Source organism: Geodermatophilus sp. YIM 151500 (assembly GCF_025716945.1).
Taxonomy (GTDB): domain Bacteria; phylum Actinomycetota; class Actinomycetes; order Mycobacteriales; family Geodermatophilaceae; genus YIM-151500.
This window is the reverse complement of the sequence record NZ_JAOVZT010000005.1, coordinates 37,174-51,238: the sequence shown is the minus strand read 5'-3', so window position 1 is coordinate 51,238 and position 14,065 is coordinate 37,174. Positions and strand designations below refer to the sequence as shown.

Here is a 14,065-nt window from a genome sequence, read left to right as displayed (position 1 = left end):
GGGATCCTCCCCTGTGTCTGGCACAGGTCGATCGGTGTCGGTGTGTGTGGTCGGCGGCCGGGCACGGCGGTGCGGCGCCGGCGATCGCCGCTGTGCGACGGTCCGCAGCTGGATCAGCTGAGTCGCTGCAGGGTGTGACCCATGCGGTCGCGCTTGGCGGCCAGGTACGACCAGTTGTGGGGGTTGGGCATCGACTCGTGGGGGACGCGCCCGGCCACGGTGATGCCGTGGTCGGTCAGTGCCCGCGCCTTGTCGGGGTTGTTGGTCATCAACCGCACGCTGCACACGCCGAGGTCGTCGAGGATCTCGCCGGCGGCGCGGTAGTCCCGGCTGTCCACCGGCAGGCCGAGGCTCACGTTGGCGTCGACGGTGTCGAGGCCCTCGTACTGCTGGAGTTCGTAGGCGCGCAGCTTGTGGCCGAGACCGATGCCGCGGCCCTCGTGCCCGCGGAGGTAGATCAGGATCCCCGTGCCGGCGTCGGCGATGGCGCTCAGCGCCGACCGGAACTGGCTGCCGCAGTCGCAGCGCAGCGAGCCCGCGAGGTCCCCGGTGAGGCACTCGCTGTGCACACGGACCAGAGGCGCATCGGCGGCGGCGACGTCACCCATGACCAGGGCCAGGTGCTCGACGTCGTCACTCGGCGAGGAGTAGGCGATCGCGTCGAAGTGCCCGATCTCGGTGGGCAGCGAGCTCTGCCCGGCCCGGGTCACGGCCCGCTCGGCCCGTTCCCGCCACGTCCGCAGGTCCGCGATGGAGATCATCGGGATCCCGTGCTCGGCGGCCAACCGCGCCAGGTCGTCTCCGCGCATCATGTCGCGCCGGTCGGGGGTGACGATCTCGCAGAGCAGCGCCGCACCGCTCAGCCCCGCCATGCGGCACAGGTCGACGCCGGCCTCGGTGTGTCCTGGGCGCTCCAGCACGCCGCCGGGCCTGGCCAGCAGCGGCATGACGTGCCCGGGTCGGGCGAGGTCGGTGGGGTCGAGGGCCGGGTCGGCCAGGGCGCGGATGGTGGCCGCGCGGTCGCCGGCGCTGATGCCGCTCGTGGTCCCGCGCCGGTAGTCGACGCTGACCAGGAACGCCGTCCGGTGGGCCTCGGTGTTGTCCGGAACCATCAGCTCGAGGCCGAGGGCGTCCGCGCGGGCCTCGTCGACGGCCACGCACAGGAACCCGGACGTGTGCTCCAGGAAGAAGGCGACGGCATCGGTGGTCGCGTACTCCGCGGCCATGATGAGGTCGCCCTCGTTCTCCCGGTCCTCGTCGTCGACGACGAGGACCATGCCCCCGTTGGCCAGAGCGGTGACGGCGGCGGTGAGAGGTGACATGACTGCAGAGTTCCTTCCTCGGCGCGGACGTCGGTGAGGTGTCGAGCCGATCCGGGCGGAGCGGCCGCGGTGGGTCGTCGGTGCGGACGCTCCGCCCGGATCGAGACCAGCTCGGGCACCGGCCGAGATCGGCCGGTGCCCGAGCGGGAGTCATGCGGCCTCGCGGACCAGGTGGTGCCCGTGCTCCAGCCCGGCGGAGGTGTCGCTGAGGTTGAGCCCCTTGGTCTCCGGGGCCAGGGCCTGGGAGACCGCGGCACCGATGGCGGCGATGGCGGCGGCGATGAGCATGGTCGGCCCGGCCCCGAGCTGCTCGAGGGACGTCGGGATCAGGAAGGTGCCCGCGGCGGCCCCGATCCGGCTGACGGCGGCGGCGAAGCCGGTGCCCAGCCCACGGACCTCGGTCGGGAAGATCTCACCCGGGTAGACCCCGGTCAGCGCGGTGTACATGGCGTTGAAGAAGGAGAAGGCGAGGAAGAGGATCAGCACGACCACCGGCGGCGCGCCCACCCACAGGCCGATGACGGCGAGGAGAACGGCACACAGCCACTGCGGCGGGTTGGTCAGCGGACGGCGGCCGACCCGGTCGACCAGGATCGTGGAGACCACCACCCCGAGGGCAGCGAGCGCGGTGAGCCCGACCCCGCCGGCCAGCCCCGACGCCAGGCCGTAGTCCTCCAGCACGCTGGCGGCGAAGGTGGCGATGGCGAAGTACGGCGTGACGGCGCAGAACCAGAACACCGAGATGAAGACCGTGGCCCGCCAGTACTGCGGGGAGAACAGCATCCCGAAGCTGCCCTTGCGCTGGTCCTCGTGGTCGATGTCGGTGATGTCGCGGGGGTTCTCCAGGTACTCGTGCGCGACCGCGTGGGCATCGTCGATACGGCCGACGTTGAACAGCCAGCGCGGCGATTCGGGCAGGCCGAGTCGGGCGATGAGCAGGATCACGGCCAGCACGGTGCTGGTGCCGAGGACGACCCGCCAATCCACGTTGGTGTACTCGGTGAGCACGTAGCCCACGATGAAGGCCACCATGAAGCCGACGTACCAGCCGACCTCGCTCAGCACCAACAGCGTCCCGCGCAGCCGGGCCGGAGCGAATTCCGACATCAGCGGCCAGCCCACGGAGTACTCCGCGCCGATCGCGATGCCCATCAGCAGCCGCACCAGGAACAACTGCAACGGTGAGTCGACGAAGAACTGCAGCGCGGACCCGACGACGAACAGGCCCATGTCCACCATGAACATCGGCTTGCGGCCGAACTTGTCGGCGGCCCAGCCGCCCAGCGGCGAGCCGATGAAGATGCCCAGCAGCGCGGACGCCGCGATGAGCCCCTCGTAGAGCGGCGTGATCTCCAGATCGGTCCCGATCGTGCCGATCACCGTGCCGATGATCCCGAGGATGTAGCCGTCGATGAACATCCCGCCGACGAGGACGGCGGCCAGCCGGATCAGGAAACGCCGCTTGGCCTCCGGCGTGCGGATCTTTCCGACCGATCTGTTGTTGGTTGACACCAGCGCTCCTAAGGGGCACGGCCGTCGTCGTCGTGGTCTCGGACGACGAGGAGGCGACGGACGGTCGCCAGCGGATGAACGGATGTTCGGCGATGGGCTGGTCGCACGTGATGCCATCACCGTCGGTACAGAGTCGCGATCCCCGTCGTTCAATTTGTGAACGTTGCGTCCAAAGTGTGACAGGCGCCTCAGGCCTCGTCAAGAACTTGTTCGTGCGGACCGCCACAAGACCTCGACGCGGGGATGCGCCGCGCCTCGACGGCCCGTCGCCACGCCGCCCGAGGCGTCGTGACACCTCCCCTTCGACGCCCCCGGGGGAGCCGAACCGCGAATCCGCAGTTGAGGCGGGAATGGCAGTCACCATGGGGGAACCGATGACCCGCGACCCGACCGGCCACCGGGGTCGCCGGACCGCCGCCGAGGCAGCACGCCGACCCCCTGTGGGACATCTCCGGCTCGCGCGGCGACGAGCGTGGGGAGGGCGAGCCGGGCGCTGGACGCCTTGACAGACTGTGACCTACAGCTCAGGCTCTCTTCCTGAACGTTTCGTTCAGAAAATGGACGTGGACGAGCGCCTCGCCGGCGCAGGTCTACGCGTCCCACCGCCTTCGGAACCGCGAGGAGCAGGCTATGGCGAGCAGCATCGACAGGGAGGCCGACGTGGTCGTCGTCGGTGGCGGCATAGCGGGGTTGATCACCGCTCGTGAGCTGTCCCGTACCGGTCTCAGCGTGATCGTCCTGGAGGCGCGCGACCGGCTCGGCGGACGGGTGTTCACCGACCGTCGACTCGGCCGCGATCTCGAGATCGGGGGGAACTGGCTGCACTGGGTACAGCCGCACGCGTGGGCCGAGGTCACCCGCTACGGACTGGGCGTGACCCGCGGCCCACGGCCGGAGGAGGCGTACTGGCTCGCCGGCGACCAGCTCCGCCGGGGAACGCTCGAGGAGTTCATGCGGCTCATCGACCCCGGGATGCGCCGGCTGCTCGCCGACACGATGCGGTTCATTCCGCGCCCGGACGCCCCCACCGCGGCCCCGGAGCTTGCCGAGGCCGACCGGTACAGCGTGCAGGAAAAGCTCGACGAGCTGCAGTTGAGCGTCGAGGAGTACCACGCGAACGAGGCCGCCTGGGTCGGGCACTTCAACGCTCCGCTCACCGACGGCGCCTTCAGCTCGGCACTGCGCTGGACCGCCGCCACCGCCGGCTCCTGGCACCTGATGCACGAGGCCTCCGCCGTCTTCCGGCTCGCCGAGGGCACCCAGGCCCTGGTGGCCGCCATCGCCGCCGACACGGCCGCGGACATCCGCACCGGCGCGGAGGTCCGGCGCATCGAGCACCAGCCGGACGGCGCCCGCGTCCACCTGGCCGACGGCCAGACCGTCGCAGCGGGGCGAGTCGTCCTCACCCTGCCCATGAACATCCTCGGCGACCTCGACGTCTCCCCTCCGCTGAACGAGGGCAAGCTCGCCGCGAGCCGGGAGAAGACCGCCTCACGCGGCACCAAGGTCTGGATCCGGGTGCGCGGCCCGATCCGCCCCTTCTTCGCCTACTCGCGGGGCGCGGAACCGCTGTCGGTGGTCCGCACCGAGTACATCGGTGACGACGACGCGGTCCTGGTGGGATTCGGCGCCGACTCGACGCGGCTGGACGTCACCGACCGCGACGCCGTCCAGCGCGCACTGGCCGTGTGGCGCGACGACCTCGAAGTCCTCGAGGTGACCGGTCACGACTGGATGAGCGACCCGTACTCGCGGGAGACCTGGCTCATGAACCGCCCGGGGCAGGTCACCCGCTACCTGGCCGCGCAGCAGGCTCCCGAGGGCGTCCTCCACTTCGCCGGCAGCGACATCGCGAACCTCTGGGCCGGCTTCATCGACGGCGCCATCGAGACCGGTCTGCGCGCGGCCCGTGAGATCACCGGCGCACTGCGCACCGCCCACTTCCGAACCGCCGCTCCCGTCGGCACCTCGACCTGAGGAGGTCCACCTCTGTCGCTCCGCCACACTCCATGGCGGCCACGCTCACCCACGCGGTGTCCACTATCTGAACACGCCGATACACTTAGTCGGCGATGCCGGCGCACGCGCCGCGACGCGGACACGTCGGACAACGGGACGAGAGGGCGGCATGAGCGAGGCACCTGAACCTGCGGACATGGCCAACAAGTCGGTGACGAAGGCGGTGCGGCTGCTACGGGAACTGGCTGCCCAACCGCGCACCGGGGCCACCGTGACCACGCTGGCGAAGGCGGTGGGCATCTCTCGTCCCACCGCCTTCCGCCTGCTCTACAGCCTCGAGCGAACCGGACTGGTGGACCGGATCGACCACAATTACATCCTGGGGTGGGAGATGGCCCGGCTCGGGCGCCACGCCGACCCCTACGTCGGACTGGTCGCCAGGGCGCAGCCGTTGGTCCAGGAACTGGCGGACAAGTTCAACGAGTCAGCGACCTTGTCAGTACCGAATGCTCAGGACGGGCTGGATCTGGTCGCCGAGGCCTTCGGTTCGCACCTGGTCGGCATCCGGAGCAGCATGTCCCAGCACATGGTCGGCCAGCGGTACCCGCTGCACGCCAGCTCCTCCGGCAAGGTGCTGCTCGCCGAGATGCCGACCGAGAGGGTCGTCGCGCTGCTCCCCGAGAAGCTCGAGGCCTACACCTCGCACACCATCACCGACCGGGCAGTCCTGCTGAGGGAAGTGGACCAGGTCCGGGAACAGGGGTTCGCGGTCATGGACAACGAGCTCGAGGAAGAACTCATCTCCCTGTCGCGGCCGGTGCGGGACTCGTCCGGAACCCTGGTGGCGGTCCTGACCCTCAACGGTCCCCGCTACCGCTTCGGACGCGCCCGCATCCCGGAGGCCCTGCAGCAGATGCAGGACATCGTCGATCGACTGGTCGACGTCTTCTGGCAGGACTCGGCCGGCGATTGATCCCGCGTCGGACCGTCAGTCGCGCCGGTCGACCGATCGAACATCCCCAGCACGCTTCACGGACGAAACGGAGCCCAGGTGCGTCTGCTCAACCTCGATGGCCGCCTGCAGGTGTCGACCGCCAGTGGCCTCGTCGACGTCGCGGCGGCCAGCCGCGGCCACTTCTCCTCCGGCCCGCAGGACGTCTACGACAGGTGGGAGGAGTTCGTCGCCTGGTGCGAGACCAGCGCCGGCGATCTGACGCCGACCGACACCGGCGACCTCGACCCTGTCCGGCTCGGGGCGCCGTCGCCGCGGCCGCGGCAGGTGTTCGCCGTCGGACTGAACTATGCCGACCACGCCGCCGAGGCCGGCATCGCTCGACCCGAGACGCCGGTGATCTTCACCAAGTTCGCCTCGGCGATCTCCGGCCCGGTCACGACCGTGTCGCTGCCGCCCGGGTCGGTGGACTGGGAGGTCGAGCTCGTGGTCGTGATCGGCCGCGGGGGCCGCGGCATCCCCGCCGCTCGTGCCTGGGATGCCGTCGCCGGGTTGTCCGTCGGACAGGACCTGTCCGAGCGCCGCGGTCAGATGTCCGGCCCGGTGCCGCAGTTCAGCCTGGCGAAGTCGCATCGCGGTTTCGCGCCGATCGGTCCGGCGCTGGTGACGATCGACGAACTCGACAACCCGGACGACCTCGACCTCGGCGCCACGATCAACGGCGAGGTGGTCCAGCGCAGCCGCACCTCGCAGATGATCTTCTCCGTGCCCGACCTGGTCGCCTACCTCTCCCGCACTGTCGAGCTCTGTCCCGGAGACGTCCTGTTCACCGGGACCCCTCCCGGTGTCGGCGTGGGCCGGACCCCGCCGCGGTTTCTCGGTCCGGGCGACGTGCTGCGCAGCCACGTCGAGGGCATCGGCGAGCTCGTCCAGACCTTCACCGGTCCCGACGAGACGCTCCTCGTGCCGGACCGGATGCGGGAAGCCGGATGACCAGGGTCCTCGGACTAGCCGGCGGACCGGAGGTGGGCGGCCGGACGGCCACGGCGGTCGCAGGCATCCTCGCCGGAGCTGCTGACCGCGGCGCCGAGACCGGACTCCTCGAACTCAGCCGGACCGCGCTGTCCGAGGTCGTCGAAGCCATCGAGGGCGCCGATGCCGTCGTGTTCGGCAGCCCCGTCTACCGGGCGACGTACAGCGCCCTGCTCAAGGGCGTGCTCGAGGGCACCGAACGCGGCAAGTGGGGAGAGACCCGCGCCCCGCTGCAGGGCAAGGCCGCAGCCGTCGTCCTGACCGGCGCCAGCGGCCACCACTTCCTGGCGGTCAACGACCTTCGGGGCGTACTCGCGGGGTTCTTCGCTGTCCAGGTGCTCGCCCCCGGGCTGTACCTCGACCACTCCGGCTTTCTTGATCGCAAGACCCTCACAGAGGACAGCGCAGCCCTTGCAGCCACCCACGGCTCGGCACTGGTCGATCTCACCATCACCGTCCGCTCCTCCCCAGCGCTGGCCGCACTGCGGCCGCAGGTTTAATAAGCACGTGCCCGTCCGTCCTGGACGCCACGGACGAGGGTCACCTGCTGGCGAGGGAAGCCCTCGGAAAGCACTCTAGGGCCGCTGCGGGAGCTCGCGGTCCGGCCCTGACCCCTCCCGCCCCGGGTTGCCGACCGTCGCTCTGACCTCCGGCGGTGGACGTCGTGGTCGGCGTCCCGCAGGTCGGCGGCCGACTCCGGCGCGCCGATTGGCAGGTCGGGATGGCGAGCGAGCCGCCACTAACGCGGTGGGCAGAGGTGCACGCGGTGGCCCCGGTCCGCGCCGTGCGCGACCGCGACCGCGGCCCGGCTCATCCCGCGGCGGGTGGCCAGCCGGGCGAACTGCGCCGAGAAGTAGTTCCGGCCCTTCATCCGGCCTACCGAGCCGGCCGCCTCGACCAGCATCGCGGTCAGCCACTTGTTGCCGTGCGGCGCCCCGACCGGGGTGCGCCTGCCGGCCGACTCGTGCACGCCTGCCGCCACTCCCGCCCAGGAGGCTAGGTGCTCGGCGGTCGGAAAGCGGGACATGTCCCCGCCGGTCTCGGCCAGGATCACCTGGGCCACCTTCGGCCCCACTCCGAAAATCGTCTGCAGCAGCTCCACCTGGTGCGCCCACGGCCGGCACGCCTGTGCGATGACCGCATCGAGCTCGGCCAGCGCATTTGGTGGACATCCGCCGTGGCGCTGGACCCTAGCGCCCACCGCAGCCCATGACGCCTCTTCACCCAGCGCGACTCGGCCGTGCACTCGAAGACCACATGACCGGACCGGCGGCCGTGCGCCAGACGGGTGGGCTGCGGGCGCAGATACCGGAGGTGAACAGGAGGACGGTGTGCTGGGGCGATACCGGTACGCGTGACCTGGGGCCGTCAAGACCGCCTGGGCCGTTACGGCCGACCCGCCAAGCTGAGCCTGATCCGCCCCGGCACCTCGGCTGCCTGGCGTCCGGCATCGACTGGCCCATCGATTTCCGCGACTGCGCTGATCCGACCGCAGCCCGCGGAGGCGCCAGGATTCGCACTTAGATCATGGGTTCTTCATGGCCCGCTCGGACGCTCAAGGAGCTGGCGGCCCTCTGATCTGTGGTTTTGCTCCCCCGATTGGACTCGAACCAATAACCCTGCGATTAACAGTCGCATGCTCTGCCAATTGAGCTACGGGGGATCGGCGGGTGCGACCCGCACGCCCGACGAGGTTACCCCACGCACATGGCCGACCCGGCACCGGCTCGCGGTGGGGGCCGTCACGCCCGCCGCAGGTAGCGTGATCAGCCCCATCGGCCCCACCTCACCAGGAGGTCCTCCGTGGCGAAGCTGCCTTTCCTTCTCGGCTTCGGCGCCGGCTACGTGCTCGGCGCCCGCGCCGGCCGCGAGCGCTACGAGCAGATCCGCCGCGCCTGGGCGAGGGCCAAGGACGACCCGCGCCTGCAGAGCGTCGCGGGGATGGCGCAGGCCCGGGCCGACGACGCGCTCGCCTCGGTGCGCACCAAGATGGGCAGCGACGCGCCGGACACCACCGCGCGCTGAAGCACCGCCGGCGCGCCGGCCCGGCTGCCGGCGCCGCTCGGACCGGGATCGCGGTCAGCCGGGCTGCTCGGCCGCGACCGCGTCGGCCAGGCGCTGCCGGGCGGCCTCCCGGGCCGCCGGGTCGTCCCGGTCGGCGTCGTCGTCGAAGACGACGGTCCACTCCTTCGCTGCCTGCCCCGGCACCCGCCGCGCCACCAGGAGCACCCCGCCCCGGTCGGGCAGCGGGTAGCGCTGGCTGGCCACCACCGTCTGGTCGACCCGCCGCCGGACGACGGCGGGCAGGTCACCGGCCTCGTCCAGCACGTACCGCACCGCGGGCAGCCGCGCCTGCACCCCCGGCTCGACCTCGGTCAGCGGCGTGACCGTGAACGTGCCGCCGCCGTCGGCGGTGCCGGCCCACCGCGCGTGCCCGACCTCGTGCCACCGCACGTGCGCGCCCGTCCGCTCGGTGCCGGCCGTCGCCACCACGCGCAGCCCGCGCGAGGTGGCGACCAGCCAGCCCTCACCGGCCACCAGCCCGCCCCACGCGAGGACCCGTTCGTCGGCGTCGGCCGTGGCCGCGATCGCAGACCGCACCGGCTCCGGCGGACGGGCGAGGCGCCGCTTCACCGCGTCGAGCAGGCTCATGGTGTCAGCCCGCCCATCGCCCGCTCCCGCAGCGACCGGGCCTCCTGCTCCAGCGCGACCAGCTGGCCGAACACCTTGGTGTAGCCGTCGGGGTCCTCGACCGGGTTCATCCGCTGCAGCTTGCCCTTGAGCGCGGCCACCCGCCGGACGGTCGCCATCTCCTGCAGCCGGGCCAGCACCGCGCCGACGTACGCGGGGTCGCCCTCCCCCACCGAGCGCAGCGGCTCGACCGCGAGCGCGGTCAGCTGCGCCCGCGCGGTCTCCCGCTCGCAGTGCGCGGCGACCTGGTCCAGCCAGGCCGGACCGGTCACGGTCGCCGTCGCCGCTCCCCCAGCGCCCGCCACCGCGGCGGCCACCGCCGCGTAGTCGGGATCGGTGTAGGCGGCGGCCGGGACGGCGTCGAAGGACGGGCCGGCGATCTCGGGCACCTGCAGCGCCGCCTTGACCGCCTCCCGCTCCACCGCGACCGCGGCGTCGTCCGGGCTGCGCCGCGGCACGCGGCCGCGGGCCTGCGCCGGCCGACCACCCTCCCCGGTCAGCCGGCGCACCCGCTCGACCACCTCGGCCTCGTCGGTGTTGCCGACCAGCCCGGCCAGCCGGCGGGCGTAGGCCGGGCGCAGCGCGTGGTCCTTGATGTGCGCGACGAGCGGCGCGGTGCGCTCCAGCGCGGCGACCCGGCCCTCCACCGTGTCGAGGTCGTACTCGGCGAGCAGCGTGCGCAGCACGAACTCGATCAGCGGCGTCCGCCGGGCGACGAGGTCGCGGACGGCGGCATCACCGTGCGCCTGCCGCAGCTCGCAGGGGTCGCGGCCGTCGGGCTCCACGGCGACGAAGGTCTGCCCGACGAAGCGCTGGTCCTCCTTGAAGGTCTTCATCGCGGCGGCCTGGCCGGCGGCGTCACCGTCGAAGGTGTAGATCACCTCGCCGCGGAACTCGTCCTGGTCCATGAGCAGCCGGCGGAGGACGGCGATGTGCTCGGGGCCGAAGGCGGTGCCGCAGGAGGCGACCGCGGTGGTGACCCCGGCGAGGTGGCAGGCCATCACGTCGGTGTAGCCCTCGACGACGACCGCCTGGTGGGAGCGGGCGATGTCGCGCTTGGCCCGCTCGATGCCGTAGAGCACGCTGCTCTTCTTGTACAGCGGCGTCTCGGGGGTGTTCAGGTATTTCGGCCCCGGGTCGTCGTCCATGAGCTTGCGCGCGCCGAAGCCGATGACGTCGCCGGTGAGGTCGCGGATCGGCCACAGCAGCCGGCGGTGGAACCGGTCGATCAGCGTGCCGCGCGACGACTCCTTGGCCAGCCCGGCGGTGACCAGCTCCTGCTGGCTGAAGCCCTTCGCGCGCAGGTGCCGGGTCAGCGCGTCCCAGCCGGCCGGGGCGAAGCCGCAGCCGTAGTCGACCGCCACCTGCCGGTCGAAGCCGCGGTCGGCGAGGAACTGCCGGGCCGGCGCGGCGTCGGGCGTGCCCAGCTGCTCGGCGTAGAAGGCGGCCGCGGCGGTGTTCGCGGCGACCAGCCGCGCCCGCTGGCCGACCGCGGCGCGGTCGGGCGCGGCGGTGGGGCGGCCGCCGTCGTCCTCGTAGCGCAGCTCGACGTTCGCCCGCGCGGCCAGTCGCTCGACGGCCTCGGAGAAGGACAGATGGTCGATCTGCTGGACGAAGGAGATGACGTCGCCGCCCACTCCGCAACCAAAACAATTCCCGGTGAGAATGTTGTCCTCGAGCGTGAAGGCGTGCGTACCGGGGACCTCGGCGCAGAAGACCTCCTCGACGCGGTCGCTCCATTCCACCGACCGCACGACCCACCGCTTGCGCTCGTAGTTCTTGCGGTTGGCCAGGATCCGGGCACGGTGCTGGGACAGGAGGAAGAAGGAGTCGGGCAGGCCCTTGGTCATGAGACGGAGGTTGTAGATGTCGCTCGGCACCCCGTCGATTCCCACTCGGTTCTGCTTGGCGATGCCGTACGTGCCGACGCCGAGCCTGGTGCACAGCCGCCGGACGTATTCGAGGTTCTCGACGTCAGCGGAATTGAGGATGGTGTCCCCGTCCTCCGCGACGCACCCGTCAGCGGCGAAGTAGCCGGCCAACCATCCCAGGAGGTAGGCGCCGTCCTCGTCGAGCGCAGGCCTCTCCTCCTTGAAGTAGGCGGGCAGCCCGTAGTACCGCGTCCCGCGCTCCTCCGACCACGAGCGGCAACCCTCGAAGAAGTGGCTCAACTCCGCGTCCTTCTCACCGAACAGCACAGCTATGGAGCCGGCGCCGGCACGCGTCCCGTCACCGAAGACGATGCCCCGGGCGATCCCGAACGGCGAGGGCTGCGTCGCCGGGTTGAGGACCCGGCTCATCGGGAACGACGGCGACAGGACGTCGCCCGCACACAACTCCTTGGTGAGCTTCTCCCAGCGGTCCTGGCGCAGCCGACCGGTGGGGACGAACCAGCGGTGCTCGTCGGTCGCGTGGATGACCTTGGTTCGACCGTTGCGGGTCAGGGTGAGCCGCATGAGCGGCTGCACGCCGTAGGACCTGAACGGCGCCTCGACCCAGCCGCCGTCACCGTTGAGCACCCGGACGGTCCGGCCGGCCAGCTCCCGGATCGGGACGGTCCCGTCCTCCGTGAGCACGCCCGTCTCACCTGCCAGGCAGTGGTAGAGCCCGCGGCTCGGGGTGACGTGGAAGGACGGCGACTTCTCGTCGTGGAACGGGCACAGGCCCTTGAGGCTGCCCCCGCCGGCCCGCTTGAGCTGCAGGTGCTCGCCGACCACCTCGTCGATGCGGCTGCGCTCGCGCACCAGCGCGATGTCGGCCGCCCGGATGCGTCCCCGACCGGCCATCAGTCGCCTCCTCCCCCGCCGTCGCCTCCCCCGTCGTCACCGAACTCGCCGCCGCCCCCGTCCGCCGACGACCCGGACCGGCGGTCGAGAACCATCCCCACCCACAGCAGGAAGACCTGGTGGTCGAGCGGCACGCCGTCCGCAGCGTGCAGCGTCGGCAGCGCGGGCCGGCCGCCGGTCCGTCCGCTCGCGGCGACGATCCGGCCGCCGGAGAGGAAGCGGCGAGCGCCCGGCCCCTTGGCCGCGTGCTGCACCTCGAGCACCGTGCCGTCGAGCGCGACGGCCCACCGGCTCCGCCACCACGAGGTCGGCCAGGCCCGCAGCCGCGCCGTCCCCGCCGGCTCGGCGGCCAGCCGCCCGGTCAGCTCGCGCCGCCGAGCGCCGTACACCCAGTCGCGACCGGCGACGACCGCGGTCGCCGACGTCCGCCACGGCGACAGGTGGAGGGTGGCGACGACCGCACCACCGCTCAGCACGGCCACCCCCCCGACACCGGCCTCGCCCAGCTCCAGGACGGTCCCCCCGGTCACCGCCATCTCTCCCCCGTCGCCGTCGGCGGGAGGCGGCGCCCGCGCCCGGCCATCAGCTGCTCCCGCCCACGACGGCGGCGCCGATGCCCGCGGTCATGGCGGCCTGGTGGCGCCGGCTGACCACGAGCTCGAGCCAGAGCAGGAAGACCTGCTGGTCGTCGGTGAGGTCACCGTGGACCGCGAGGGTGGGCCGGGGCGACCAGCCGCCGGTGCTGCCGCTCTCGGCCACCGGCCGGCCGCCGGAGGAGTACCGGTGCGTGCCCTTCCACATCGACGCCTTCTCCACCTCGACGGAGCTGCCCTCGAGGTCGACCGCCCAGCTGCCCTTCCACCACGAGGTCTGCCGGGCCCGGAACCGGACGGCGTGCTCCGGGTCGACGCCGCGGCGCGCGGTCAGCTCGCCCTTCCGCCTGGTGAAGATCCACTCGCGGCCGCCGACGACTGCGGTGGCCGCCTCCTTCCAGCTCGACGCGCGCAGCGTGGCGACGACGACCCCGTCGCGCAGCACCGGCGTCTCGCCCTTCGTCCCGGTCGAGCCGGGCTTGCCGAGTTCCAGCATCCGAGCTCCCTCAGCCGATCCCCGGGGCCCCGGCGATGCTCTCACCGGTCGCGCGGTACAGCAGGTAGGCCGCCGTCTCGCGCAGGATGTAGCGGAACTGCGTGGCCCGGCTGTAGACCGACGGGCCCTGGCGGGTCGGCGAGCTCTCGGCGGCGATGCCGGCGTCCTCGGCCATCCGCTCGGTGCGCATGACGTGCCACGGGTCGGTGACCAGCACCGCGCTCCGCCACCCGCGCTCGCCGAACGCCGCCGACACCGCGCGCATGCTCTGCAGGGTGTCGACGCCCTCGGGCACGGCGAGCAGGGCGTCGCCGGGCACGCCCGCGCCGGCCAGGTAGTCGCGACCGGCCTCGGCCTCGGCGAACCGGTCGCCGTCCGCCCGGCCGCCCACGGTCACCACCACCGGCGCGACGCCGGCCTCGTACAGGGCCAGCGCGTGCTCCAGCCGCGCCTCGAAGATCGACGACGGCACGCCGTCGTACTGCGCCGATCCGAGGACGACGATCGCGTCGGACGAGGGCCGCGCGTCCTGCCGCGCCGTCCACCAGATCGCGGCGGCGGTGGCCACGACCAGCAGCACGGCCGCGAAGACGGCGGCGACCACCACCCGACCGACCAGGCTCCCCGTGCGCACCCCCACGGGTCATGGGTACCACGGGCCGCCGACCGTCCGGGACGGGTGGGATGGGTGGTCCGGTCACCCGAAGTTGATCATCGCCGTA

13 protein-coding genes and 1 tRNA gene are annotated in these 14,065 nt (G+C 72.2%); 5 read left to right on the top strand and 9 right to left on the bottom strand.

Going from position 1 to position 14,065, the window contains the following annotated elements:
* Window positions 1-113: 113 nt before the first annotated feature.
* Entirely contained in the window at window positions 114-1,322 is a 1,209-nt protein-coding gene (gene ribA / locus OF117_RS10390; RefSeq protein WP_263552758.1) for a GTP cyclohydrolase II, read from the bottom strand.
* Between the two features lie 150 nt (window positions 1,323-1,472).
* The gene (locus OF117_RS10385; RefSeq protein ID WP_263552757.1) at window positions 1,473-2,834 is read right to left on the bottom strand and encodes an MFS transporter; all 1,362 of its coding nucleotides are present in this window, start codon (window positions 2,832-2,834) and stop codon (window positions 1,473-1,475) included.
* A 630-nt stretch (window positions 2,835-3,464) separates the two neighbouring features.
* Here OF117_RS10385 and OF117_RS10380 point away from each other — a divergent pair.
* From OF117_RS10380 to OF117_RS10365, 4 genes are all read left to right on the top strand, one after another.
* Window positions 3,465-4,811, top strand: coding sequence for a flavin monoamine oxidase family protein (locus tag OF117_RS10380; RefSeq protein ID WP_263552756.1), 1,347 nt, complete (start codon window positions 3,465-3,467; stop codon window positions 4,809-4,811).
* Window positions 4,812-4,962: 151 nt separating this feature from the next.
* On the top strand, window positions 4,963-5,766 hold the full coding sequence (locus tag OF117_RS10375) for an IclR family transcriptional regulator (protein ID WP_263552755.1): 804 nt from the start codon (window positions 4,963-4,965) through the stop codon (window positions 5,764-5,766).
* A 78-nt stretch (window positions 5,767-5,844) separates the two neighbouring features.
* Window positions 5,845-6,738 (top strand): fumarylacetoacetate hydrolase family protein, encoded by an 894-nt coding sequence (locus OF117_RS10370; protein ID WP_263552754.1) that lies wholly within the window; start codon window positions 5,845-5,847, stop codon window positions 6,736-6,738.
* Window positions 6,735-7,277 carry an NAD(P)H-dependent oxidoreductase gene (locus OF117_RS10365; RefSeq protein ID WP_263552753.1) on the top strand — a complete coding sequence of 181 codons (543 nt, stop codon included), beginning with the start codon at window positions 6,735-6,737 and terminating at the stop codon, window positions 7,275-7,277. Before OF117_RS10370 ends, OF117_RS10365 begins: the two co-directional genes overlap by 4 nt.
* Before the next feature lie 239 nt (window positions 7,278-7,516).
* Here OF117_RS10365 and OF117_RS10360 read toward each other — a convergent pair whose 3' ends face one another.
* Together OF117_RS10360 and OF117_RS10355 are read right to left on the bottom strand one after the other, a co-directional pair.
* Window positions 7,517-7,978: a transposase gene (locus tag OF117_RS10360; RefSeq protein ID WP_263552752.1), complete on the bottom strand. Its 462-nt coding sequence runs from the start codon at window positions 7,976-7,978 to the stop codon at window positions 7,517-7,519.
* A 389-nt stretch (window positions 7,979-8,367) separates the two neighbouring features.
* Window positions 8,368-8,440: transfer RNA gene (locus OF117_RS10355), tRNA-Asn, on the bottom strand.
* Window positions 8,441-8,580: 140 nt separating this feature from the next.
* On the opposite strand from OF117_RS10355, the gene OF117_RS10350 reads away from it, so the two are divergent.
* Window positions 8,581-8,802 (top strand): hypothetical protein, encoded by a 222-nt coding sequence (locus tag OF117_RS10350; protein WP_263552751.1) that lies wholly within the window; start codon window positions 8,581-8,583, stop codon window positions 8,800-8,802.
* Window positions 8,803-8,856: 54 nt separating this feature from the next.
* On the opposite strand, the gene OF117_RS10345 is transcribed toward OF117_RS10350, so the two are convergent.
* Genes OF117_RS10345 through OF117_RS10325 form a run of 5 tightly spaced genes read right to left on the bottom strand, consistent with a single transcriptional unit; the run spans window position 8,857 to window position 13,983 of the window.
* Window positions 8,857-9,429: a hypothetical protein gene (locus OF117_RS10345; protein WP_263552750.1), complete on the bottom strand. Its 573-nt coding sequence runs from the start codon at window positions 9,427-9,429 to the stop codon at window positions 8,857-8,859.
* Complete coding sequence (dnaG, locus tag OF117_RS10340; protein WP_263552749.1) at window positions 9,426-12,254, bottom strand: DNA primase; 2,829 nt, start codon at window positions 12,252-12,254, stop codon at window positions 9,426-9,428. Before dnaG ends, OF117_RS10345 begins: the two co-directional genes overlap by 4 nt.
* Window positions 12,254-12,784, bottom strand: a complete 531-nt coding sequence (locus OF117_RS10335; RefSeq protein WP_263552748.1) for a hypothetical protein — start codon at window positions 12,782-12,784, stop codon at window positions 12,254-12,256. The genes dnaG and OF117_RS10335 overlap by 1 nt, the downstream gene beginning before the upstream one ends.
* A gap of 52 nt (window positions 12,785-12,836) precedes the next feature.
* On the bottom strand, window positions 12,837-13,343 hold the full coding sequence (locus tag OF117_RS10330) for a hypothetical protein (protein ID WP_263552747.1): 507 nt from the start codon (window positions 13,341-13,343) through the stop codon (window positions 12,837-12,839).
* A 10-nt stretch (window positions 13,344-13,353) separates the two neighbouring features.
* Complete coding sequence (locus OF117_RS10325; RefSeq protein ID WP_263552746.1) at window positions 13,354-13,983, bottom strand: YdcF family protein; 630 nt, start codon at window positions 13,981-13,983, stop codon at window positions 13,354-13,356.
* Window positions 13,984-14,065: the final 82 nt, after the last annotated feature.

Coding starts and splice junctions, on each gene's coding strand:
- ribA (WP_263552758.1), bottom strand. CDS start 1,322: ATGTCACCTCTCACCGCCGCCGTCACCGCTCTGGCCAACGGGGGCATG.
- OF117_RS10380 (WP_263552756.1), top strand. CDS start 3,465: ATGGCGAGCAGCATCGACAGGGAGGCCGACGTGGTCGTCGTCGGTGGC.
- OF117_RS10375 (WP_263552755.1), top strand. CDS start 4,963: ATGAGCGAGGCACCTGAACCTGCGGACATGGCCAACAAGTCGGTGACG.
- OF117_RS10365 (WP_263552753.1), top strand. CDS start 6,735: ATGACCAGGGTCCTCGGACTAGCCGGCGGACCGGAGGTGGGCGGCCGG.
- OF117_RS10345 (WP_263552750.1), bottom strand. CDS start 9,429: ATGAGCCTGCTCGACGCGGTGAAGCGGCGCCTCGCCCGTCCGCCGGAG.
- dnaG (WP_263552749.1), bottom strand. CDS start 12,254: ATGGCCGGTCGGGGACGCATCCGGGCGGCCGACATCGCGCTGGTGCGC.
- OF117_RS10330 (WP_263552747.1), bottom strand. CDS start 13,343: ATGCTGGAACTCGGCAAGCCCGGCTCGACCGGGACGAAGGGCGAGACG.